This window comes from Streptomyces liliifuscus, assembly GCF_016598615.1.
Classification (GTDB): Bacteria; Actinomycetota; Actinomycetes; order Streptomycetales; family Streptomycetaceae; genus Streptomyces; species Streptomyces liliifuscus.
This window is the reverse complement of the sequence record NZ_CP066831.1, coordinates 5,121,802-5,143,639: the sequence shown is the minus strand read 5'-3', so window position 1 is coordinate 5,143,639 and position 21,838 is coordinate 5,121,802. Positions and strand designations below refer to the sequence as shown.

The 21,838-nt window shown below is 71.2% G+C and carries 19 protein-coding genes; 14 read left to right on the top strand and 5 right to left on the bottom strand.

What is annotated here, in order from left to right:
• Nucleotides 1-34 precede the first annotated feature (34 nt).
• The 5 genes from JEQ17_RS21785 to JEQ17_RS21765 all read left to right on the top strand — a co-directional run bounded on the left by JEQ17_RS21785 (nt 35) and on the right by JEQ17_RS21765 (nt 4,198).
• Entirely contained in the window at nt 35-892 is an 858-nt protein-coding gene (locus tag JEQ17_RS21785) for a cupin domain-containing protein (protein ID WP_200401643.1), read from the top strand.
• Complete coding sequence (locus tag JEQ17_RS21780) at nt 892-1,053, top strand: hypothetical protein (RefSeq protein WP_200396790.1); 162 nt, start codon at nt 892-894, stop codon at nt 1,051-1,053. Before JEQ17_RS21785 ends, JEQ17_RS21780 begins: the two co-directional genes overlap by 1 nt.
• Nucleotides 1,054-1,137: 84 nt before the next feature.
• Nucleotides 1,138-2,016 (top strand): ABC transporter ATP-binding protein, encoded by an 879-nt coding sequence (locus JEQ17_RS21775; RefSeq protein WP_200396789.1) that lies wholly within the window; start codon nt 1,138-1,140, stop codon nt 2,014-2,016.
• Nucleotides 2,013-3,557, top strand: coding sequence for an ABC transporter permease (locus tag JEQ17_RS21770; protein WP_200396788.1), 1,545 nt, complete (start codon nt 2,013-2,015; stop codon nt 3,555-3,557). Before JEQ17_RS21775 ends, JEQ17_RS21770 begins: the two co-directional genes overlap by 4 nt.
• The gene (locus JEQ17_RS21765) at nt 3,554-4,198 is read left to right on the top strand and encodes an ABC transporter (protein ID WP_200396787.1); all 645 of its coding nucleotides are present in this window, start codon (nt 3,554-3,556) and stop codon (nt 4,196-4,198) included. The genes JEQ17_RS21770 and JEQ17_RS21765 overlap by 4 nt, the downstream gene beginning before the upstream one ends.
• 68 nt (nt 4,199-4,266) lie before the next feature.
• Here JEQ17_RS21765 and mshD read toward each other — a convergent pair whose 3' ends face one another.
• On the bottom strand, nt 4,267-5,193 hold the full coding sequence (gene mshD / locus JEQ17_RS21760; RefSeq protein ID WP_200396786.1) for a mycothiol synthase: 927 nt from the start codon (nt 5,191-5,193) through the stop codon (nt 4,267-4,269).
• 226 nt (nt 5,194-5,419) lie between these two features.
• Between mshD and JEQ17_RS21755 the strand changes: the two genes are divergently transcribed.
• The 4 genes from JEQ17_RS21755 to JEQ17_RS21745 all read left to right on the top strand — a co-directional run bounded on the left by JEQ17_RS21755 (nt 5,420) and on the right by JEQ17_RS21745 (nt 10,878).
• On the top strand, nt 5,420-7,231 hold the full coding sequence (locus JEQ17_RS21755) for a bifunctional metallophosphatase/5'-nucleotidase (protein ID WP_200396785.1): 1,812 nt from the start codon (nt 5,420-5,422) through the stop codon (nt 7,229-7,231).
• Between the two features lie 91 nt (nt 7,232-7,322).
• The gene (locus tag JEQ17_RS21750; protein ID WP_200396784.1) at nt 7,323-8,579 is read left to right on the top strand and encodes an LmeA family phospholipid-binding protein; all 1,257 of its coding nucleotides are present in this window, start codon (nt 7,323-7,325) and stop codon (nt 8,577-8,579) included.
• Between the two features lie 244 nt (nt 8,580-8,823).
• Complete coding sequence (locus tag JEQ17_RS50505; RefSeq protein WP_257678082.1) at nt 8,824-8,952, top strand: hypothetical protein; 129 nt, start codon at nt 8,824-8,826, stop codon at nt 8,950-8,952.
• Nucleotides 8,953-9,099: 147 nt separating this feature from the next.
• A complete protein-coding gene (locus JEQ17_RS21745) occupies nt 9,100-10,878 on the top strand; it encodes an ABC transporter ATP-binding protein (protein WP_200396783.1) in 1,779 nt (592 codons plus the stop codon).
• A 126-nt stretch (nt 10,879-11,004) separates the two neighbouring features.
• On the opposite strand, the gene JEQ17_RS21740 is transcribed toward JEQ17_RS21745, so the two are convergent.
• From JEQ17_RS21740 to JEQ17_RS21730, 3 genes are all read right to left on the bottom strand, one after another.
• On the bottom strand, nt 11,005-13,116 hold the full coding sequence (locus tag JEQ17_RS21740; protein ID WP_200396782.1) for a pectinesterase family protein: 2,112 nt from the start codon (nt 13,114-13,116) through the stop codon (nt 11,005-11,007).
• Between the two features lie 122 nt (nt 13,117-13,238).
• Nucleotides 13,239-13,772 carry a hypothetical protein gene (locus tag JEQ17_RS21735; protein WP_200396781.1) on the bottom strand — a complete coding sequence of 178 codons (534 nt, stop codon included), beginning with the start codon at nt 13,770-13,772 and terminating at the stop codon, nt 13,239-13,241.
• A 47-nt stretch (nt 13,773-13,819) separates the two neighbouring features.
• Nucleotides 13,820-14,647 (bottom strand): intradiol ring-cleavage dioxygenase, encoded by an 828-nt coding sequence (locus JEQ17_RS21730; protein WP_200396780.1) that lies wholly within the window; start codon nt 14,645-14,647, stop codon nt 13,820-13,822.
• 284 nt (nt 14,648-14,931) lie between these two features.
• On the opposite strand from JEQ17_RS21730, the gene JEQ17_RS21725 reads away from it, so the two are divergent.
• The 3 genes from JEQ17_RS21725 to JEQ17_RS21715 are packed head-to-tail and all read left to right on the top strand — an operon-like array spanning nt 14,932 to nt 18,365.
• Complete coding sequence (locus tag JEQ17_RS21725) at nt 14,932-17,973, top strand: NACHT domain-containing protein (RefSeq protein WP_200396779.1); 3,042 nt, start codon at nt 14,932-14,934, stop codon at nt 17,971-17,973.
• Nucleotides 17,970-18,158, top strand: a complete 189-nt coding sequence (locus tag JEQ17_RS21720; protein ID WP_200396778.1) for a hypothetical protein — start codon at nt 17,970-17,972, stop codon at nt 18,156-18,158. The genes JEQ17_RS21725 and JEQ17_RS21720 overlap by 4 nt, the downstream gene beginning before the upstream one ends.
• Before the next feature lie 24 nt (nt 18,159-18,182).
• Nucleotides 18,183-18,365: a hypothetical protein gene (locus tag JEQ17_RS21715; RefSeq protein WP_200396777.1), complete on the top strand. Its 183-nt coding sequence runs from the start codon at nt 18,183-18,185 to the stop codon at nt 18,363-18,365.
• A gap of 59 nt (nt 18,366-18,424) precedes the next feature.
• Here the strand turns inward: JEQ17_RS21715 and JEQ17_RS21710 are convergent, their stop codons facing one another.
• Nucleotides 18,425-19,579 carry a methyltransferase gene (locus JEQ17_RS21710; RefSeq protein WP_407700075.1) on the bottom strand — a complete coding sequence of 385 codons (1,155 nt, stop codon included), beginning with the start codon at nt 19,577-19,579 and terminating at the stop codon, nt 18,425-18,427.
• A 434-nt stretch (nt 19,580-20,013) separates the two neighbouring features.
• On the opposite strand from JEQ17_RS21710, the gene JEQ17_RS21705 reads away from it, so the two are divergent.
• Together JEQ17_RS21705 and JEQ17_RS21700 are read left to right on the top strand one after the other, a co-directional pair.
• A complete protein-coding gene (locus JEQ17_RS21705; protein WP_200396776.1) occupies nt 20,014-20,706 on the top strand; it encodes an RNA polymerase sigma factor in 693 nt (230 codons plus the stop codon).
• On the top strand, nt 20,703-21,812 hold the full coding sequence (locus JEQ17_RS21700) for a CU044_5270 family protein (RefSeq protein WP_200396775.1): 1,110 nt from the start codon (nt 20,703-20,705) through the stop codon (nt 21,810-21,812). Before JEQ17_RS21705 ends, JEQ17_RS21700 begins: the two co-directional genes overlap by 4 nt.
• The last annotated feature ends 26 nt before the right edge of the window (nt 21,813-21,838 follow it).

The window sequence follows — 21,838 nt, the reverse complement described above, 5'->3', positions numbered from 1 at the left end:
CAGCGACACGAACGGCACGAGCGAGGCGGACGGCATGACCTGGCACGTCGCGGAGGACGACCTCCGGGCGTACGCGCGGGGCGAGTTGGCCGCGCCGATGCTCTGGTCGGCCGACACACATCTCCTCGCCTGCGCACGCTGCCGGGCACAGCTCGCCGAGGTGGGCGACCCGGTCGCCCTGGACGCGGGATGGGAGCGGCTCGACGCCGAACTGGACGCGCCACGGCAGGGGTTCCTGGAGTCGCTGCTCGTCCGGATCGGCGTGGCCGACCACACCGCCCGGCTGCTCGCCGCGACACCGGTGCTGCGCAGGTCCTGGCTGGGCGCGGTCGTCGCCGTGCTGGTCATCACGGTGATCGTCGCCAACGCCGCCCGGACGCCCGAGTCCCCGGCGATGTTCCTGGCCCTCGCACCGCTGCTGCCCCTGGCCGGGGTCGCGCTGTCGTACGGGCCGGTGCTCGACCCGACGTACGAGATGGCCGTGGTGTCGCCGATGCACGGGTTCCGGCTGCTGATGATCCGCACGGTTCCCGTGCTGGCCGTCGCGCTCGTCCTCAACGGCCTTGCCACGCTGGCGCTTCCCTCGTACGGACTGCGGGCGCTGGCCTGGCTGCTGCCCGCGCTCGCGCTCACCGCGACCGGGCTCGCGCTGACGCCCCGGCTCGGCCCGGTCCTCGCGCCCGGCCTGGTCGGCGGAACGTGGGTCGCCCTGCTGGTGGTCGCGGAGCAGACGGCCCAGGAGACCCTCGCGCCGTACACCGCGGCGGGGCAGGGCGTCGCGGCCGCGGTCGCCGCACTCGCCGCCGGGCTCTTCTACCTCGGCCGCGACCGATTCGACTCGACGTCCGCGCACACACCGTTCGCGGGCCACACGGACGGAGGTGCCGCGTGATGTCCGACGCCACGCGCAGGAGGCTCAAGCTGCTGAAGGCCGGGCTGCTGATGACCGCCTCGGTCGTCCTGCGGGTCCTCCACTTCATCGCCGTCCTGCTCCCGAAGAGCTCCGGCAACCGCAGTTCCTCTTCTTCCTCCTACGACGGGGGCGACGGGTGAGGGCCACCGCCCTTCCTCCGGCGCCGGTGCCGTACCCCGGCCGCCGTCTCCCCCTGCTTCCGCTCTCTTCCACAGGAGTCACGCATGTCTGACCTTCCTACGACGCCGACGGTGTCCGCCTCCGGGCTGACCCTCCGCTACGGCGGCACGGCCGCGCTCGACGACGTGTCGGTGCGGCTCGGCGAGGGCGTCACCGGGCTGCTCGGTCCCAACGGGGCAGGAAAGACAACCCTGTTGCGGGTACTGGCCACCGCCGTGCCCCCGGACAAGGGGGCGTTCACGGTGCTCGGCAACGACCCCGCCACGACCGCCGGACGGCAGGAGGTGCGGCGCGCGCTGGGCTATCTGCCGCAGTCACCCGGCTTCCACCCGGACTTCACGGCCTTCGAGTTCGTCGACTACGTGGCGATCCTCAAGGAGCTGACGGACCGCACCGCCCGCCACCGCGAGGTGCGGCGGGTCCTGGAGGACGTCGCGCTGTCCGACGTACGGGGCAAGCGCATCAAGAAGCTCTCCGGCGGGATGCGGCAGCGGGTCGCGCTGGCCGCGGCCCTCGTCGGCGACCCCGGTTTCCTGGTCCTCGACGAGCCGACCGTCGGCCTCGACCCCGAACAGCGCATGCGTTTCCGGGAGTTGATCGCCCGGGCGGGGGAGGGGCGGACCGTGCTGCTCTCCACCCACCAGACCGAGGACGTCGCGATGCTCTGCCACCGTGTGATCGTCATGGTCCGCGGCCGTGTCCGCTTCGAGGGCACCCCGGCCGAGCTGACCGCACGGGCGGCGGGCCGGGTGTGGAGCAGCACCGAACGCGACCCGGGCGCGTGGGCCGGATGGCGCACCGGCACCGGCTCCTTCCGCAACGTAGGCGAGCCCCCCGAGGGCGCCGACCTCGTCGAACCGACCCTGGAGGACGGCTACTTGCTCACCCTCGACGGCGAGGCCTCGGAGGTGGCGGCCGCATGAGCACCGTTCTCGAGACACCCGTCCGGGCCGTCGAGCCGACGCACCCGCCACGCTCCTGGGCCGCCGTGTTCGCACTCGCCCGCTTCGAGGCGCGCGAGCTGCGCATGACCGTCTCCTTCCTCGGCATCGCGGCCCTGTACATCGCCTGGATCGTGTGGCAGAGCACGCAGAGCCAGGGCGACTACCCGGTCCTCCAGGACGTCGACCGGGCCACGCAGACCATGCCGATGCTGGTCGGGCTCGCCGTCATGCTGGGCGTCAACCGCGCGGTCGTCCGCTCCCACCGGCACGACACGGACCGCCACTTCGACGCGCTGGTCGTCGAGCCGTGGCGGCGCACGGTCGCCCACGCGCTGTCGATCGTCCCGGCCGTCCTGTTCACGGCGGTGTGCGTCCTCGTCCAGTTCACCTGGGCCGCGCTCAAGCCCGGCGCGGCCGGACACGGTTCGCCCGCCGAACTCGCCGTCGGCCCGCTGACGGTCCTGCTGTTCGGTGCGCTCGGTGTCCTCTTCGCCCGACTGGTCCGCTCGGTCTTCGCCGCGCCGGTCATCCTCGTCCTCCTGCTCTTCGGGATGCTCTTCGTGGCGCCCTCGTCCGGCTCCAACTGGACGAGCTGGCTGGTTCCGGTCGTCACCGAGAGCGGCTCCTCCCCGTTCCCCTCCGACCTGCTGGGCCGCCCCGCCGGCTGGCACGTCCTGTACCTCGTCGGGCTCGTCCTGCTCGCGGCCCTGGTCGCGGTGCTGGTCAGCGGCGGGCGTACGACGGTCGTCAAGGCGGCCGTCGCCGGATCGCTCGCCCTCACGCTGGTGGGCGCTGTCGGCCAGTCCGGGGGCACTCCGGCCGGGTCGACGCCGGCCCGCGAGCGGGCGACCAACTCTCCGGCGAAGGTCCAGTCGTGTCTGAAGCACGGCGGATCCACGTACTGCGCCTTCCCCGAGTGGACCGGCCGCACCGCCGACTGGGCCGAGGTCGTCGACCGGGTCCAGAACCTCGCGGGTGGCAGCGCCGGGGGCGAGCGGCTGACCGTACGGCAGCGCGTCGACGCCACCTACGGGCTGACCTCCGACACCGCGATCTCCCCGGCCACCACGCCCGGCCAGGTGACCGTCGGCACGGAGTGGGGCGGCAACCGCGTCCCCGAGTTCGCCGCCGCCGCCGCGTCCGTGCTGGTGGCGGGGAACGAGAAGGCGGGCAGCGAGGTGTGCGACGCCCGCATGGTGACGATCATGTGGCTGGCGCTGGGAGGGGAGTCCGACCCGATGACCGCGCTCCGCAACGTCCGCCTCGACGACAGCGTCTCGGGCTCCGCCATCGTCCTGTCCCCCACGGAACCCCTGAGCATGAGCGCCGAACAGACCCGGATCGTGGTGGAGCTGCTCAAGAAGCCCCGATACAGCGTCGTCGGCAAGGTGAAGGCCAATTGGACGGAGCTCACCTCGCCGAAGACGCCGACCGCGCGGGTTGCGGAACTCCTGGGAGTACCGGCCGCGGACAAGTCGGCGGCCGGCGCGGGAGCGGACGGTGGCTCGTGCGACGAATGACCGTCACGACACGCGCCCTGCTGACCCCCGTGCTGCGCACGCTGCCCTGGCGCGCGCTCGCGGCCGGCGGTGCCGCGGGGCTGCTGCTGGCCGGCATCCCGCGCCTGCTGTCCGGCGCCCCCGACCCGTGGCTCGGCCTCCTCGCGCTGCGGGGCGCCGCGCTCGCCCTGGCCCTCGGCCTGGCGTTCCTGCTGGACGACCCGGCCCGGCACATCACCTCGGCGGTGCCGGTGAGGCGCCCGCTGCGCGTCGGCCTGCGCGTGGCACTCGCCGCCCCGTGGGCCGCGCTCTGCTGGACGGCCGCGCTGTTCCTCGTACCCGAGGAGGTCCGGCCGCCGGTCGGCGCCCTCACCCTGGAGGCCGTCGCCACCGCCGTGTTCGCTCTCTCCGCGGCGGCCCTGGTCGTCCGGCGCTCGACCGTCACCGAGCCGGGAGTGGCGGTGTCGGCCTGGCTCCTGTCCACCGCGGCCGCCGCATTCCTCCTCCTGCCCGACGGCTGGGCCCTCCTGGTGACCCCGGACGACCCCCGCTGGACCGACACCCACGAACGCTGGGCCATGCTCCTGACGGTGGCACTGGTGGTGGGATCGAGGGCGTGCGTGGAACCTCTACGGACTGGGCTGCGGTTTCGCCCCTTTTAGGGGCGCGGGGAACTGCGCGACCAGCCCCCACCGGCCGTGACTTCGAATCGGTCCGTCGTCCCCTCCGCTCAGGACTCCGTCCGATACATCAAGTCGGTCTCGTGCGTGACGAACCCCAGCCGCTCATAAACAGCCACCGCCGCCTTGTTGTCCGCATCGACGTACAACATCGCCGTCGGCACCCCCCGCCCCTCCAGATACCGAAGCCCGATCGTGGTGAGGGCCTTGCCGAGCCCACCCCCCTGAGCCCCGGGCCGTACGCCCACGACGTACACCTCCCCGAGCCCCTCCTCCGCATGGACCTTCGTCCAGTGGAAGCCGATCAGCTCCTCGCCCCGGAAGGCGAGAAAGAACCCGGCCGGATCGAACCACGGCTCACCCTTGCGGTCGTCGAGGTCCCGCTGACCGAGCGAACCCTGCTCGGGGTGGTGCGCGAAGGCGGCGGCGTTCGCGGCCAGCCACGCCGAGTCGTCCTCACCGGGCACGAACGTCCGTACGTGCACACCGTCGGGAAGCTTCGGCGCGGGCAGGTCCAGGTCCGTCAACGGCCTCCGCATCTGCCGCAGTTCGCGGAAGAGCGTGAGGCCGAGGACCTGGGCGAGATGGCGGGCCGCGGAGTGGCCGCCGTGGGCCCAGACCCGCACCCGCTTGCCGGACTCGGCGAGCAGCGCGTTGCCGAGCGCCCGCCCGTGCCCGTGCCCCCGGTGCGCCGGGTGGACGACCAGTTCGGCGGCCGGGGCCTCGACCGGGTCGGTGTCCTCCAGCTGCGCGTACGCGACGAGCCGGTCCTGGGAGGTCAGCAGCAGATGCCGGACGCCCTCCCGGGCGCCACCGCGCAGTTGCAGCCGGCCCTGCTCGGACACCGCCTGCTGGCCGTCGGCCCGGGCGGCCTCCGCGAGGAGGTCGAGCACGGCCTCGGTCTGCTCGGGGCTCAGTGCGGACAGGATGTCGAGGGAGCGGGCCGGGACAGCCGGTGCGGTGTCTTCGCTGGTCATGAGTACGAGAGTACGACGTGTCCGGTTCATGGCGAAGTGGCCCGGCGAGTGAGGACACGGCCACTGCGCCGTGAGTGCGCCGGGGGCCTGCAACCTGTCCGGTTCGCGGCGAATCGCCCCGCGCGGCAATCAGTCCGTAACCCTGAACCCCCTGTCGCGCTACGCGCGTTGACTCTAGGCTGCGCCGGGACGGGGCCCACATATCAGCCGACCCACAGGGGGGCACATGTCAGCCACACCTCATCCGTACCGACGCAGACGCCGGACGACCCGCTTCCTCGCGGCGGCCGCGGGCGTCGCCACCGTCGGCGCCCTCGTCGCCGCGATGCCGGCGTCCGCGGGCGAGACGGGCAAGAAGAAGCCCGGCCACCAGAAGCCGGGCCGCTACCAGGACGTCCAGCTGCTCTCCTTCAACGACCTGCACGGCAACCTGGAGCCGCCGGCCGGTTCCTCCGGCCGGGTCACCGAGCTTCAGCCGGACGGCACCAGCAAGACGATCGACGCGGGCGGTGTCGAGTACCTGGCGACGCATTTGCGCCAGGCTCGCGAAGGCAACAAGTACTCGGTCACGGCGGCCGGCGGCGACATGGTCGGTGCCTCCCCGCTGATCTCCGGGCTCTTCCACGACGAGCCCACCATCGAGGCGCTGAACAAGCTCGACCTCGATGTGACGAGCGTCGGCAACCACGAGTTCGACGAGGGTGCCAAGGAGCTGGGCCGCCTGCAGAAGGGCGGCTGCCACCCCACGGACGGCTGTTACGTGGAGGGCAAGAAGTTCAAGGGCGCCGACTTCCCGTACCTCGCGGCGAACGTCCTCGACGAGAAGACCAAGAAGCCGATCCTCAAGCCCTACTGGGTGTGGAAGAAGAACGGCGTGAAGGTCGGCTTCATCGGCGTCACGCTTGAGGACACCCCGGGTGTCGTCTCCGCCGAGGGCGTGAAGGGCCTCAAGTTCAAGGACGAGGTCGAGACGATCAACAAGTACGCCAAGGAGCTGGAGAAGCAGGGCGTCAAGTCCGTCGTCGCGCTGATCCACGAGGGCGGGCTGCCCGCCTCGGCGGCGTACAACTACGACTGCGACTCGCCCGGTGGCGGCGACGGCATATCCGGCCCCATCGTGGACATCGCCAAGAACATCACGCCGAAGGTCGACGCGCTGGTCACCGGCCACACCCACGCCGCGTACGCGTGCACGATCAACGATCCGTCGGGCAAGCCCCGTACGGTCACCTCGGCCGCGTCCTTCGGGCGGCTCTACACCGACACGACGCTCACGTACGACCGCTGGACCGGCGACATCGCCCGGACCGCCGTCGCCTCCGCGAACCACGTGGTCACGCGTACCGTGCCCAAGGCCACGGACATGACCGAGCTGATCGCGAAGTGGAACACGCTCGCCGCGCCGATCGGCAACAAGCCCATCGGCTACATCTCCGGTGACATCTCCAACGCCGGCACCGAGTCCCCGATCGGCGACCTGATCGCCGACGCGCAGCTCGCGTACGGCAAGGAGCTGGACCCCGGGACCGACCTCGCGCTGATGAACCCGGGCGGTATCCGGGCGCCCCTCACCTACGCGGCCAAGGGCGGCGAGGGCGACGGCGTGGTGACCTACGCCGAGGGCTTCACGGTCCAGCCGTTCGCCAACACGGTGAACCTGCAGAACTTCACCGGCGCCCAGCTCGTCCAGGTGCTCAAGGAGCAGGTCACCGGCGTGAACGCGGCCTCGCCGAAGGTGCTCCAGATCTCGAAGGGCCTGACCTACACGCTCGACCTGACGAAGGCCGGAGCCGACCGTGTCGTCACCGACTCGATCAAGCTGAACGGTGCCGCGATCGACCCGGCCGCCACCTACCGCGTCGCGACGAACAGCTTCCTCGCGGGCGGCGGCGACGGTTTCACCACCCTGGGTCAGGGCACCGGCGACCTGGTGGGCGACGACGACCTCGCGGCCCTGGAGAAGTACCTGCTGGCGAACTCCTCGGCCACGAACCCGATCGCGCCGCCCGCGGCCGACCGGATCACCGTCGTGAAGTAGCCACCCGGTAACGGCGATCTGTCCGTGAGGTAGATCGCAAAGGGCCTATTGGAGTTGCGGGTGGGGTTGGTACGCATGGTCGAATCAGTCGATGCGTACCCCCCATCCCATCTCGGCGCATTCCCACTCCCCTCCGAACCCGTACGAGGATCTCGCCGCCCTCGACGACGGACCCCTTGAGGACTTCCTCCAGGTGGAGGAGCCGGTCGTGATCGAAGGGGCCGAGCAGGAGGCGGAGTGGGCACCGCCCAACCACCGCCGGGGCTCCCGCGACCGCCGGGGCTCCGGGGCCCGCCCCCGCCGTCGCACCCGCCGGCGCGGGCGAAGTCCCTTCGCCGGACTGTCCCTCGCCGTCAAGGCCGTCATCGCGGTGCTCGTTCTCGCCGCCTTCCTCGCCCTCGGCGACCGCTGGGCGCTCCTGTACGCCGAGCGCACCGCGGCCGAGAAGGTACGGGACCAGCTGAAGCTGAGCGCGTCCCCCGAGGTCGAGATCGACGGCTTCCCCTTCGTCACCCAGATCCTCGACCAGCGGCTCGACTCCGTGTCGGTCACCGTCCCGGACGTGGCGGCCGACCGGGTCTCCCTGGCGAAGGTCTCCGCCACCGCGACGGGCGTACGGGTCGACGGCGGACCCACCTCCCTGCGCGGCGTCCGGATCCCGGAGCTGCACGGCGAGGTGCTGCTCTCCTTCGACGACCTGAACCGCGAACTCGGCGCGTCCCAGATGACGTTCACCGGTCACGGCGGCGACGAGGTGCGCGCACGCGGGGTGCTGCCCGTCGCCGGGCACGACCTGCGGATGCGGGCCGACGCACGGATCGAGCGCGACGGCGAGCGCGGTATCTCGACCGAGGTCGGCGGTATGCGCCTGGACATCGGCGACCTGGCCACCTTCCGTCCCGGCACCCGCGAGTCCCAGGGACTGCACCTGACCCGCAAGTCCGCCACGCGCCTGGCGAAGGAGAAGAAGAAGGCCAAGGAGCTGCTGTCGGTGCCGTCGATCGCGAAGCGGATCGGCGTGCCGGACTCCGCGGTCAAGGAGGCGCTGAGCGACGACTCCAAGTTCGAGGAGTTCACCGGCTCTCCCCGTTTCGCCGGCCAGTTGATGAAGGTCAACCTCATCGACCTCGCCGTGGCCAACCCCGCGCTCCTCAAGCGCCTCGGCTTCGACCTGGCCCTCCTCGACGGCCTCTCCCGCCTGACGCGCCCCGCCCTCGTCGACCGCCTCTCCATCGGCTTCCGCCTCCCGAAGCCCCCGAAGGGCGAACTGACCTTGCGGGACGTGCGCGTGCAGAAGGACGGGATCAGAGTGCGGGTCACCGGGCAGGGCCTGGCGATCGGCAAGTAGCCCGCCGAGCAGGCCGCGCGGTAAATAAGTTCCGGGTGAGCGGCGTAATAAAGTCTGTGTGAATTGCGGTTCGGTTCCCGCGGGTTCCTGAAAATCCATCTCAGTCGCAATTAATTGAGGTCTCAGCGGATTTGGCGATTTTCGCTTCCGTGGTCTCGTAGTGTTTTCCATGTCGAAGCCGAACGGGGCTCACGACAAAGGGAAATACACCGCAGAAGAAACCGCAGAAGAAAGAGGACGTCTCATGAGCTTCCACAAGATCACCCCGGTCAAGAAGAACCGCAAGCCGGCCGCCCCCAAGAAGCACGCCGCGAAGCCCGCGCCGAAGCCCGGTGCCAAGAAGCCGCAGCGTCGCCCGGTGGGCAAGAAGTAGCCACTGCCACGAGGCGGGGTCTCCGGATTCGTTCCGGAGACCCCGCCTCGGCCATTTTCCGGATCTGCTGCCGGGAACCGGCGACTCGGCGACTCGGGTAATCAGTGACTCGGCGACTCAGGTAGTCAGGAAAGGGAATGTGACGGCATGCGGGAAGTCCGGGAGGCATTCGCGCGGTTCTGGCCGCTGACGCGCGGCGACCGCAGATGGCTGCTGCTGATCATCGCGTGCGTGATCGTGTCGGCGCTGGCGGAGACGGCCTCGATCCTGCTCTTCGCGGAGCTGACCGACCACGCGCTCAAAGCCGGTTCGCTCGCCGCCTTCTGGGGCCCGGCCGGGGCCTGGCTCGGCGTCGCCGTGCTCGGCGCGATCGTCGGATACCTCGGGAACTCGCTCGCCGTCTGGACGGCCGAGAGATTCGTCCTGCGGCTGCGCGCGAGCGTGTTCCGGCATGTCCAGGAACTGCCGCCGCACTTCTTCCAGAAGCACCGGCAGGGCGATCTGGTCGAACGGCTCACGGGCGATGTCGAGGCCATCGAGCAGATGGTCGTGTCGGGGGTCGTGGGCACGGTCTCCGCCCTCTTCTCGGCGCTCTTCTACTCCGCCGCCGCCCTCTGGCTCCGCTGGGACCTCGCCCTGGTCACCTTCCTCCTCGCCCCTCTCTTCCTCGTCTCGGCCCGCCGCTTCGCCGGCCGGATCAGGACCGCCGCCCAGGACGAGCGCACCGCCGACGGCGCGATCACCTCGGTGGTCGAGGAGTCACTGGGCAACGTCGTGCTCACCCAGGCCTACAACCGCCGCCGCGCCGAGGAGAAGCGCCTCGACCGCGAGGCCAGGGCCTGGCTGCGCGCCAGCGTGCGCGGCGCCCGCGCGAGTGAGCTGTACGAGCAGTTCGTCGAGGTCGTCGAGACGGTGTGCGTGCTCGCGGTCATCGGACTCGGTGCCTGGGAGATCTCCCAAGGGCGCATGTCCCTCGGCCAGTTGCTCGCCTTCGCCGCCTTCCTCGGCTACCTCTACCCCCCGATCCGGGACCTCGGCCAGCTCGGTCTGACACTGACCGCCGCGACGGCCGGCGCCCAGCGGCTCCAGGAGATCCTGGACGCCGAGCCCGCGGTCACCGACCCCGCAGAACCGGTCCGGCCCTGGCCCGTGCGCGGCTGGGTCAGCTTCCACGGCGTCTCCTTCCGCTACCCGGGCGGGCCGGAGCACGACGCCCTGCACGACGTGACGTTCACCGCGGGGCCCGGCGAGTTCGTCCTCGTCACCGGCCCGAGCGGCGCCGGAAAGTCGACGCTGTCCAAGCTCCTGACCCGTTTCTACGACCCCACCGAGGGCGTGATCTGCCTGGACGGCGTCCCGCTCACGGACGTACCCCTGGAGTTCCTGCGCGAGAACGTCGCCCTGCTGCCCCAGGAGACGCTGATCCTGCACGGCTCGATCCGCGAGAACATCGGGTGCGGGCGGCCGGGCGCGAACGAGAAGGAGATCGAACGGGCCGCGCGGGACGCCGACGCCCACGCGTTCATCGGCGCGCTGCCGGACGCGTACGACACGGAGATCGCTCCCGGCACGGCCATCCTCTCCGGCGGCCAGCTCCAGCGCATCGCCCTCGCCCGCGCGATCCTGCGGGCCGCCCCCGTCCTCGTACTCGACGAACCGACCACCGGCCTCGACGGGCCCGCCGCCCGCCGGGTCGTCCAGCCGCTGCGGCGACTGGTCTCCGGCCGTACGACCGTCATGATCACCCATGATCTGACGCTGGCCCCCGACGCCGACCGGATCCTCGTCGTGGACGGCGGACGGCTGGTGGAGGAGGGCACGCACGAGGAACTGATGGCGCGGGGCGGGGTGTACGCGGGGCTCGCGGGGCCGATGCCGGCGGACGCGGAGACGACGATGAGGCTGTTTCCGCAGCCGATCCCCTGAGGGCGTGGCCGAGTTGGGGCGCCGGCTGGGGAGCGGCTCTTGGCTCGCACTCCCCAGCCGGACGGGTGTCGACCGGCGTGACGGCGTGACGGCGTGACGGCGTGACGTCGGGCCGCCGGGCCGTCGTCAGGCGGTCGGGTTCCAGGTGCCCAGCCAGTCCGCGACCTCCTGGCCGGTGGCCTGGGCGTCGGTCAGCTGCGGGCGGTCGCCGCTCGCGGGCCCCGAGCCGGGGCCGGTGTTCCTGTACTCGGCGAAACGGTCGTTCTTCCAGGAGAAGCCGCCCATGTCCGACCACGGCGTCGACTTGATGGCCGCGCCGAGCGTGGAGTTGCGGACCGTGGTCTGCGGGCGCAGGGTCGCGTCGCCGCCCGCGTGCCAGTTGCGGCCGAGGAAGAAGCTCCCGGCGGACACGTCACCGTTCACGACCGAGCGGTTGATGAGGATGCCCTTGCGGTCGGCCGGGGTGCTGGGCGCGGTGATGTAGCCCGCCGACGTGCCGTCCCAGCGCTTCTTCAGGGTGATGACGGACTGGTCGAGCACGGCGGTCGCGCGGCCGAAGACGAAGTCGACGTTGCCGCTGACGTAGGAGTTGGTGGCATAGACCCGGCCGAGCCTGTCCTTGGCCGCGGTGTCCAGGAGCAGGGTGTCCTGGTCGCCGTCGACGATGATCCCGTCGAGGAGGACCTGGTCGGCGGCGGTGCGCAGCGCCACGGCCTGGTGGCCGCTGAGGCCCTGGTTCCTCGCCTCGTCGAAGTCGTTGTTGATCGTCAGGTTGCGGGCCTGGAAGTCGTCGGCCTCGACGGCGACGGTCGCGCTGCCGCTCGTGCCGTACGTGCCGCCGCCGGGCTTCGCCGTACCGGCCGCGTTGTTGAAGACGATGACCGTGTCCTTGCGGCTCGCCCCCGCGCCCTGGATGGTCACGTGCGGCTTGTTCGCCGGCACCTTGACCGTCTCGCGGTACGTGCCCGGCTTGACCGAGATCACCACGCGCGAGGGGTTGTTGGCGGGGACGGCGTCGACGGCGGCCTGGACGGTCGTGAACTGGCCCGAGCCGTCCTTGGCCACGGTGAGGGTGGCGGCCGCCGCCTTGGTGCCTGCCGTCGTGACGGTGCCGACCGCGGTGCCGATCGTCGTACGCGGACCCGTACCGGCCGTGAGCAGCGCGGGCACGTCCGCCGTCCTGTCGAGCGTGTAGCCGTAGAACGACCCGGGGTCGAAGGCGGTGCCGCCGCTCTCGTTGCGGCCGCTGGTGCCCGAGAAGGTGTTGCCGCGCTGGACGATCGCGGCCGTGGAGTCCTTGGTGACGGGGTTGTTCATGCCCTGGAAGTAGCTGTTCTCCAGGACCATTTTGGTCTTGCCCCGCGAGTAGTTGCCGTAGGACGACTTGATCGTGGTGCCCGGGTCGTCCTGCAGCCAGTTGTTGTAGAGGTGCGCGTGGGCCGCGTTGTCCGTGGACGGGTTGCGCTGCTCGGTCTCGCGGAACCAGTTGTGGTGGATCGTGATGTCGGTGACGACGTTCTCGGTCCAGCCGATGCCGAAGGTCTTGTTGTTGTCGCTGAGCCTGTTCCAGGACACCGTGACGTTCGTGCTGTCCTTGCGGACGTCGATGAGCCCGTCGGCCATGTGGCGCAGGTCGTTGTGGTCGATCCACACGTGGTGGGCGCCGTCCATCTGGACCGCGTCGAAGTCGTGGTCCTTGTCGTTCCAGACGCCCTGGTAGGAGTCGCGGATCGTCAGGTTCCGGATGATCACGTTGTGCACACCGGTGCCGAGGAAGAAGCCGCCGCCGACGATCTGCCCGGACGTGCCCTGACCCACGATGGTCTTGTCGGACCTGACCTTGATCTCCTTGCCGACCGGGTCCATGGTGATCGCCGCGGCCACGACGATGACGTACGGCTCCTCGGCGGTCGCGTACTTCTCCAGGTCGGCGAGGGTCTTCACGGTGACCGTCCGGCCGTCCCGGCCGCCGTAAGTCCCGTTCTGGCCGAGTGAGTTGACGGATGCGAACCCGTCGGCGGTGTCGGCGGCCCAGGCCGGCGCGGCGGCAGTGGTGGCCGTTGTGGCCGCGGTGGCGGCGGACGCCGTCTGTCGGGCGCCCTCGCCGAAGACGCCGAGGCCGGTGCCGTAGGTCGTGGTCACGGCGGCGGTCAGGGCCAGTGGGATGCCGACCGTCAGTGCGGTACTCCGTCTGCGGTGGCGGGGTCGGGCCGTCGCCTTGCCGCGGCGCTCGCTCATGCGGCGTACCTTCCGTGCGGGGGTGGGGGGAATCGGATCGCTGGTGAGTCGCCGCCCCGCACGGAAAGGTTGCCGGGAATCCGCCTGCTCGGCGGAGGTCTTCGGAAGGTCCTCGGATCCGGCTACGCGCGGCGGACGGCCTGCGGTGGCTCCGGCTCCCTGGGCGAGCGCGGAACCTGTGACTCCCAGCGCCAGTTGAGGAGGGCCGCGAGGGCGACGAAGGATGCCGCCGGTATGCATACGAGCAGCAGGACCACCGGTGCCTCGCCGTTGGCGACGACCAGCGCCACGAGGAGCGCGAGCATGCAGAGGAGGACGACGATCGCGCCGGTCCACGCGTGCTCCCAGGCCTTGCGGTGGCCCGCGCGGCGCCGGATGCGCGCCTCGACCTCCGGGCGGCGGTCCCAGGGCATGCCGCGATGCCGGGCCGCGGCGGTGAGAAGGTCCGCGACTTCGGCGTGCGGGTCGTCCAGTTGCCGGTCGTCGAGGTGCGGAAGGCCCGGGCGGCGGCCGTCGTTCCCGTACAGGACGGTGACGTGACGGCGGGCCGAGAGGCCCCCGCCGCGCGGGGTGGGCTCGACACGGATGTCGTAGATGTCGAGCAGCCGGCCCCTGGGCGGCTTCCTCCGCCCGCGGTTGTCCCTGGAGATCGTCAAGAGATGTGCCGGTGGATGCGTCGGCGACCGTACCGGCGGAGGTACGCCTACACCGGCACAGTGAGCGTGGCCGTGTAGCCCTTCTCGACGCTGCCCTTCGTCGTCGCCAGCTGCTGGTCGTAGCCGTCGCTGAAGATGTTGTCCGTCTCCAGTGAGAGCTGGCTCATGTTCTGGACGCTGCGGTCGTAGCCGTCCGTCGCGTACACGGTGTCGCACACGTCCTTGGCGAAGGCGAGCTGTGAAGTGGCCGTGATGGACGTGGCGTTGGTGGCGTCCTCCAGGCTGCCGTACACCTCGAAGTGGATGTGGGGCCAGCGGCCGGTGTAGCAGGCCGGGAAGATGCTGGTGAACGTGACCTGCCCCTTGGCGTCGGTCTCCTGGACGCCGCGCAGGTAGTTCTCCTCGGTGACGCCCTCGGAGTAGAGGGAGTAGTTGCCGTCCCGGTCGCAGTGCCAGAGATAGACGGCGGCGCCCTCCTTGGGCGTACCGCAGCCCGAGGCGGCGTCGACGACGGTGAGGGTGACCGTCAGCGGCACCCCTTCCGCCTTGCCGCTCGCCGATCCGAAGCTGGAGGTGATGTCCTTGCGGACGACACCGCTCTCCTTCAGGACGTTCACCCCGTTGGAGCCGTCACCGGGGTACGGGCCGGCCGTCTCGCCGGGGATGGTCTCGCACTCGGCGCTCCCGGAGGAGGCGGCGGAGGAGGAACTGGTGGAGGGGTCGGACGAGGAGGCCGAGTTGTCCGAGTCGTCGCTGCTGCATCCCACCAGCGGCACCAGGCCGACACCGGCCAGCAGCCGGATCATCTTCCGTCGCTGAAGCGTGGGCAGGTCGAAGGAGAGACCCCTGTCGTGGTCGTGCAGTTCTTCACCCATGGCTGTTCTCCCTCATGGCTGCTCGCCCTGTGCCTGTGCCTGTGCCTGTCCACGGCCGCTTCCGCGCCCGCGTCCGTGCCACCTGCTGATTGAAAGTGACAGTAGGCGGTTTGTCTGTGGGGCATCCATGGGGCGGCTGTTCGTCGGCTGAGGGGACAGAGCGGGAAACGCAGCCACGATGTGCTCCCGGGGTGCTCCCGTGCGCCTGCCCGTGCGGCCGGTACACGACCGACCGGCTCGTCGTTCACCTTCGGACGGCGGGTCGGGGACACGGGGGTCGGGTCATGAGGGTGCCACTGCGGGAGGCGCGAGTACAACGACGGGTCGGTCTTGGCATGGCCGCCGCGGCGCTGCTCGCGCTGGCCGTCGCGCTGGCCCGCGGCGACGGTCCCGACGGGACGTCGATGTGGATCTCGGCGGTCTCGGCGTTCGTCTCGCTCTGCGCCTTCCTGGCCGACCTGCTGCGCGAGCCGGCGGACACCGGCACCGGCACCGACCGACGGCAGCGGGCGGCCGACGAACTCGCCGACGCGGTGCACGCCCAATGGATGGCGGAGGCCCGGCTGCGCCGGTTGCAGGACCCGGAGCCGCTGAACGTCCACTGGTCCAGGGTCGGTCCGCCGCTCGCCGACCACGGCCGCAACATCCGGCCAGGGGCCGTGCTCCCGGAGCCGCGCGACGGCGACCAGGGGCTCGACCGGATCGTCGAGACGTTCCGCGCGCTTCCCCGCGGGCGGCTGGTCGTGCTGGGCGAGCCGGGTGCGGGAAAGACCGTCCTCGCCGTGCGGTTCGTGCTCGGGGCGCTCGCCGCCCGGCAGCCGGGCGACCCGGTGCCGGTGCTGTTCCCCCTGGCCGGCTGGGATCCCCGGTCCGTCGGCCTTCGCGACTGGCTGGCCGAGCGGCTGGCGACGGAGTACCGGCCGCTGGCCGCCGTCGCGGGTGAGCGCACCATGGCTCGCGAACTGCTGGACGCCGGGCTCCTGTTGCCCGTACTCGACGGGTTCGACGAACTTCCCGATTCGGCGCACAAGGAGGCGCTGCGGTGCCTCAACGTCGAACTCGACGAACGGCTGCCCGTCCTGCTCACCTGCCGTGCCGGGGTCTGGGCCCGGGCCGTGCAGGGCGGCGATGTGCTGACCGCCGCCGAGGTCGTACGGCTGCGGCCGCTGGACCTCGCCACCGCGGGCCGCTATCTGGAGAGCACCGCGCGACCGGACGGCAGCGGCTCCACCCCCTGGACGCCGGTCCTGCGGGACCCGCCCCCGCCGCTGGCCGAGGTGCTGGGGTCGCCGTTGATGGTGGCGCTGGCCCGCACGGTGTACGGGGACGACTCCCGTGACCCGGCCGAGCTGCGGGACCCGGCCCGCTTCCCCACGGCGGCGCGAGTCGAGGAACACCTGCTGGAGGCTTTCGTCCCGGCCGCCTTCGGCGGGGCCGACGGCACCTGGAGTCCGGACGCGGCGCACCGCTGGCTCCGCCGTCTCGCCCGCGACGTCGACACCGCCGGCACCGGCAGGCTGGCCTGGTGGGAGTTTCCGGCGGCGATGCCCCGGGCGCTGCGTGTGACCGGTCCCGCCGTACTGGCGCTGATCGCCTCGGCCGCGCTGCTGGTGCCGCTGGCCGAGTACGGGCCCGGCGTGGTCGCCAACTGGGACAGCCGGCCGTCGACCGTCCTCAACTACGCGGGCATTCTGCTGGGCCTGTGCTTCGGACTCGCCCGGCTGCTGCCCGCCACGGCTCGATCCCCGCACGGGCCACGGCAGTTGGCGCGGACGGCCCTGAGGATGACCGGCGCCGCCACGGTCGTCGCGGTGGCCATGGGTCTGCTCGTGCCGCCCCTGGTCGGTTCCCGGCTCGGTGCCGTGCTCACACCGAGACCCTCCTGGTTCCTCAACGGCTGCTGTTTCGGGCTGATTCTGTCGATGATGTTCGGTGTCGCCGGTCTGCCCCGACGCCCCCTCCCGCTGGGCCTGCCGTGGGCGGGCAGCCCGGGCGGTCCACGGGCCGTGCGCGCGGTGGGGGCCCTCGTCTTCTTCGTCGGTCTCGCGATCTACGGCTACGCGAGGGAGCCGGTCCCTGCCGTCCCCGCCATCACCTGTCTCGCGGCCGGGCTGCTGCTCTTCCTGGCCGGGCTGCGGCGCGGGGAGCGGACGGCGACTCCGTACACCGGCCCGGCCGCCGTGCTGCGCGGCTTCAGGAGGGGACTGCTTCGGGGATTCGTCGCCTGCACGCTCATCGGTGTCTGCGTGGGGGCGGTCGTCGGCTGTGTCACCGGTGCCTTCGCCGCGTACCGGATCCACTCGGCCGACCCACGCGTGAACGGCGAGTCGACCGAGGGCTGGCGGCTCCAGGAGACGGACGAGGGCGATCGCACGGTCCACTCGACGGTGCGGGAGGAGTTCCTGCTGGTGGGTCGTACGGGACTCGACAAGCCGTTCGCCGTGAGGAAGGGGGCCCGGATCTCCTGGGACGACGAACTCGGGAGGTTCACGGGGACGGTACGGATCGAGGAGAAGCAGGACCAGTGGATGATCGTCTGGAAGGGGGGAGGCAAGTGGAAGGGCAGGCCCGTCGACGCCCACAACCTGGTGGTCGCCCTGCCGTACGAGGCCGAGGTCTGGCTCGTACACCGCCCGGTCGGGACCGTCGTACTCGACGCGGTGGTGCCCTTCGTGGCCTTCGGCGTGCTCATCGGTGCCATCGGCGGGTGCGCCTCCGGCGTCTACCGCGCCCTGAACACCCCGTCCGACACCATGCGTGCGGCCGGTCCGCGCAGCACCCTGCGCACCGACCGCGACGCCACTCTCGCGAGGAGCGCGATCGCCGCCCTCCTCGCGGGCGGGGTCTGTCTGGTGCTGATCTCGGCGATGCCACCCGGCGGCACGGTGGGCACCATGCACACCGAGGTGTGGGTCCAGGTCGGTACGTCCTCGCTCGCGCTGAGCGCCTGGGGCCGGCTCGGCACGGCCAGGATCTGGCTGGCCCTGACCGGCCGGGCGCCGTGGCGGCTCATGGGGTTCCTCGACGAGGCCCACCGCCGCGGGGTGCTGCGCCAGTCGGGCGCGCTCTACGAGTTCCGTCACCTACGACTCCAGCAGAGCCTCGCGGCGACGGCGGGCGGCGGGATGGTGCCCCCTCGCCGCAGGAGCGCCCTCTCCACGGCCTCCCGGCGCAGGGGCGAGGCCTTCGTGACGGGCGTCATCAGCGCGGCCACATCGCTCGGCCCCCGCTCCACAGCCGCTCCGCCCGACCGGTCGACGAGGGACGAGCACCTGCACGACGCGTACAACCGACTCGGCCCACCGCCCACGGGAGACACCCGATGAGCGAGCCCACGCCCCCGCCGGCTCCCTCTCCCACCGCCCCTCCCGGCGCCTCTCCAGGGCCGGAGGCGACCCCGGAGACCAGGAGGAGCTGGCGCGACCTTCCCGTCGAGCAGCAGATCGACTCCTGGGAGACGGCCGTCCCGGGAAGCGCGGAGCGGATGCTGCGCCAGGTCGAGGCGGACTAAGAACACCGCCGCCGGCTGGACCGGGTGGAGGTCCGCTTCCGGATGTTCGGCGCGGTGCTGGGAGGCACGGGCGTCACCGGCGTCTTCTGGCTCACGAAACACCTGGTGGACCATGATGCCCCGGCCTTCGCGGCGGGCGTCTTCGGCGCGAGTGCGGCCGCGTTCGCGGGCTTGGTGCTCAGAGCCGACCGGAGGCGGGGGCTGTGAGGGAGACGGCCCCGCCCCGGTTCTCGGGGCGGAGGCCCGGGGCTTCTTCCTCGGGAACGTCAGTCGGGGGTCAGGCGCCACAGGGAGGTGACTTCGGCGGCTCGGGCGCTGTGGAGTGGGTCCGTGGTGTCGTGGATTCGGGGGTGGTGGGGGCTTGTGTCGAGGCGGTCCGTCACATGCAGGCCCGCCGTGGTGATGGCGGTCAGCAGGTCCGCGCGGGTTCTGAGGCCCAGGTGTTCCGCCAGGTCGGACAGGATGAGCCAGCCCTCGCCTCCCGGGTGGAGGTGCGCGGCCAGGCCGTGCAGGAAGCCGTGGAGCATCGTGCCGTCCGGGTCGTAGACGCCCTGTTCGACGGTGGAGGTCGGACGGGCCGGGAGCCAGGGCGGGTTGCAGACCACCAGGTCGGCGCGGCCCTCGGGGTAGAGGGCGGGGCCGGTGACCTCGATGCGGTCGGCGAGGCCCAGCCGGTCGGCGTTCTCGCGGGCGCAGACCAGGGCGCGCGGGCCGATGTCGGTGGCCACGACGTGGGCGACACCCCGGCGGGCCAGTACGGCGGCCAGCACCCCCGTTCCCGTACCGAGGTCGAACGCCGTACGCGGATGCGCGGGCAGCGGTGTCCGTGCGACCAGGTCGACGTACTCACCTCTGACCGGGGAGAACACACCGTAGTGGGGATGGATGCGGACGCCGCCTCCAAGGGCCGGAACCTCCACACCCTTCTTGCGCCACTGATGTGCCCCGATGACACCCAGCAGCTCAGTGAGGGAGACCGCCCGATCGCCTCGCGGTGGCCCGTACGCCTCGGTGCATGCCCGGCGTACGTCGGGTGCTCGGCGCAGGGTCAGGGAGTGGTCGTCATCCAGCAGGACCAGGAGTCTGCCCAGTACGCGGGCGCGGTGGCCGCGGGCCCGGCGGTGGAGGTGGAAGGACTCGGCCGCGATGGCATCGGGCCGGACGGGGTTCGACTTCCGGTCGATACGGCGGCTCATCGCCCGCAGCAACTGGCGCGCGTTGTGGAAGTCGCCCTGCCACAGCAACGCCGTTCCCTCGCAGGCCAGTTGGTATGCGGTGGCGGCTTTCGTGCTGTCGTCGGCGACGACGACCCGGCGTGGAGGCGGCATGGCACTCTCGGAGTGCCAGTGGGCGGATCGGGTGGGCTGATCAGTACGGGCGGATCCGTCTTCGGACCAGCTGATCGTGGGCGTCGTGGACACGACGTACTCCTCGTGTTCGAGCGTGCGGTGGGCACGAAGAGCACTTCGACGAGGAGCGGGGAAGTGAGGTAGCCGCCGTGCGTGGCAGACGGCCCGTCTCGCGGTACCGGGTATCGGATACCGGCGTACGGGCTCGCGGGTCGGACAGATCGGACAGATGTTGCAGATCCGGCAGCTATGGCAGATCTGACAGCTGTGGCAGGTCCGGCAGGAAGGGCTACCGCTCCCGCGTCGAAGCGCGGGAGGAGAAGTCGCCGAGGACCAGACCTGGAACCATGCCGGGCATCACGGTCAGCCTTTCGGAGAGATGATGCCCGAGACTCGCACGGTCTCCTCCGGACGGGCAAACCAGGATCCCCCTTTTCCTCCCCTGTGACGCAGCTCACGGGAAGGCGGCCCCTCCCGCCGTACAGCTCATAGAGGTGACCACTCATATGCGAACCCGGATACGGGCCGGGGATTCGAGCGCCTTCGCCGAACTCTTCGACGCGTACGCCCGTGCGGTCTACAACCACGCGTTCCGGCTGACCGCGGACTGGTCGACGGCCGAGGACGTGATGGCCGCGACCTTCATGGAGGCGTGGCGGCTGCGCGACAGGGTCGACCCGGAGGGCGGCTCGCTGCGGCCCTGGCTGCTGGGGATCGCCACGAACACGGCCCGCAACCAGTACCGCAGCAACCGGCGCTACCGCCGCGCCGCGAACGCGGCCGCCGCGGCCGAGCTCGCCGTGCCCGACCACGCCGAGGAGGTCGCCGACCGCGTCGACGACCGGCACCGGCTCGCCACCGCACTCACCGCGCTCGCGACCCTGCGCAGACCGGAGCGCGAGGTCATCACGCTCTGCCTGGGGGAGGGCCTGGACTACGAGGCCGCGGCGGAGGCGCTCGGCATTCCCGTCGGGACGGTCGCCTCCCGCCTCTCGCGCGCCCGCAAGAAGCTGCGTTCGATCGCCGAGGCCCAGCTCTCCCTTCCCCAAGTCGCCGTGGGCCAGGGCGAGTTGGGCCGCCCTGTCGCCGGCATCGCGTTCAAGAAAGTTCGCGAGAAACGGGAAGGCGCCGGCCCCGTACGACAGACAAGAGGCGATCACGTAAATGCGATCCGGCCCGCACAGGAAGGAAACCGATGAACGCGAACACGTCCCGGCAGCACCCTGCCGAGTGGGACCAGGACGCACAGCTCCTGTCCCAGACGGCGCGTGACCTGCCGACGGGCCGCCACCAGTTCCACAAGGAGCGTCTGATGGCCCAGATCCACGAGCAGGTCCAGCGGGAAGAGCACACGGCGACGACGACGGCCCCTCAGAAGGCCCGGCGATTCCGGCTGCCGCGCCCCGCGATCACGCTGCCCGCGATGGCGGCCGCCCTGTCCGCGGTGGTCATCGCCGGAATGGTGACACTCGGCGACGGCGGTACCGGGTTGCGGGACAGCGGCGTCGCCACCGGACCGGCCCTGACCACGGACGTCGGTACCGCGTCCACGAAGGGCGTGCCCCAGCTGCTCGACCAGATCTCCCTGGCGGCGGCCGAGGGCGACCACCCGACGGTCAAGCCCGGCCAGTACATCTACATCGAGTCCGTGCTGGCCGACACCTTCGTCAAGACCGTCGACGACAAGTCCAGCCTGGCCAGCCACGAACTGCACCGCCGGCAGATCTGGGAGTCCCCGGACGGCGTCAAGGGCTGGCTGATCGACCCCGCCGTCAACGACAGCCCCGAGGGCGAGACCCTGAGCCTGCCCGACGAGCAGGGCAACACCCCGAAGGCGCACCTGGGCAGCCCGTCGTACGACTACCTGACCAAGCTGACCACCGACCCCGACGCACTGCTTGCCAAGATCTACAAGGAGACCAAGGGCCAGGGGAACACCCCCGACCAGCAGGCCTTCACAACCATCGGTGACCTGCTCGCCGAGAGCTACCCGCCGGCCGAGCTCTACCCGGCGCTGTTCGAGGCCGCCGCGAAGATCCCGGGCGTCGTCGTCGTCGACGACGCGGTGGACGCCGCCGGCCGGCACGGGGTGGCGGTGGCCCGGCTGGACGAGACCAGCGGGCAGCGCGAGGAGTGGATCTTCGACAAGAAGACCCATGTCTACCTCGGTGCGCGCAACGTCCAGGTGAAGCAGCTCAAGGAAGAGGGCGTCCTGATCAAGCCCGGCACGGTGAACTTCACCATGGCCATCAAGAACCGTGCCGTGGTCGACGGCATGAAGCAGGCCCCGTCCCAGGCGGGCTGAGACCGGCCCTCGGGGGAAGGGCCGTC

Bases quoted from the DNA above. Each gene is read 5' to 3' on its own strand.
- JEQ17_RS21725 (WP_200396779.1), top strand. From the start codon at position 14,932: ATGAGGGTGCCACTGCGGGAGGCGCGAGTACAACGACGGGTCGGTCTT.
- JEQ17_RS21750 (WP_200396784.1), top strand. From the start codon at position 7,323: ATGCGTACCCCCCATCCCATCTCGGCGCATTCCCACTCCCCTCCGAAC.
- JEQ17_RS21705 (WP_200396776.1), top strand. From the start codon at position 20,014: ATGCGAACCCGGATACGGGCCGGGGATTCGAGCGCCTTCGCCGAACTC.
- JEQ17_RS21765 (WP_200396787.1), top strand. From the start codon at position 3,554: ATGACCGTCACGACACGCGCCCTGCTGACCCCCGTGCTGCGCACGCTG.
- JEQ17_RS21745 (WP_200396783.1), top strand. From the start codon at position 9,100: ATGCGGGAAGTCCGGGAGGCATTCGCGCGGTTCTGGCCGCTGACGCGC.
- JEQ17_RS50505 (WP_257678082.1), top strand. From the start codon at position 8,824: ATGAGCTTCCACAAGATCACCCCGGTCAAGAAGAACCGCAAGCCGGCC.
- JEQ17_RS21770 (WP_200396788.1), top strand. From the start codon at position 2,013: ATGAGCACCGTTCTCGAGACACCCGTCCGGGCCGTCGAGCCGACGCAC.
- JEQ17_RS21720 (WP_200396778.1), top strand. From the start codon at position 17,970: ATGAGCGAGCCCACGCCCCCGCCGGCTCCCTCTCCCACCGCCCCTCCC.
- JEQ17_RS21700 (WP_200396775.1), top strand. From the start codon at position 20,703: ATGAACGCGAACACGTCCCGGCAGCACCCTGCCGAGTGGGACCAGGAC.
- JEQ17_RS21780 (WP_200396790.1), top strand. From the start codon at position 892: ATGTCCGACGCCACGCGCAGGAGGCTCAAGCTGCTGAAGGCCGGGCTG.
- JEQ17_RS21740 (WP_200396782.1), bottom strand. From the start codon at position 13,116: ATGAGCGAGCGCCGCGGCAAGGCGACGGCCCGACCCCGCCACCGCAGA.
- JEQ17_RS21755 (WP_200396785.1), top strand. From the start codon at position 5,420: ATGTCAGCCACACCTCATCCGTACCGACGCAGACGCCGGACGACCCGC.
- JEQ17_RS21785 (WP_200401643.1), top strand. From the start codon at position 35: ATGACCTGGCACGTCGCGGAGGACGACCTCCGGGCGTACGCGCGGGGC.
- mshD (WP_200396786.1), bottom strand. From the start codon at position 5,193: ATGACCAGCGAAGACACCGCACCGGCTGTCCCGGCCCGCTCCCTCGAC.
- JEQ17_RS21775 (WP_200396789.1), top strand. From the start codon at position 1,138: ATGTCTGACCTTCCTACGACGCCGACGGTGTCCGCCTCCGGGCTGACC.
- JEQ17_RS21730 (WP_200396780.1), bottom strand. From the start codon at position 14,647: ATGGGTGAAGAACTGCACGACCACGACAGGGGTCTCTCCTTCGACCTG.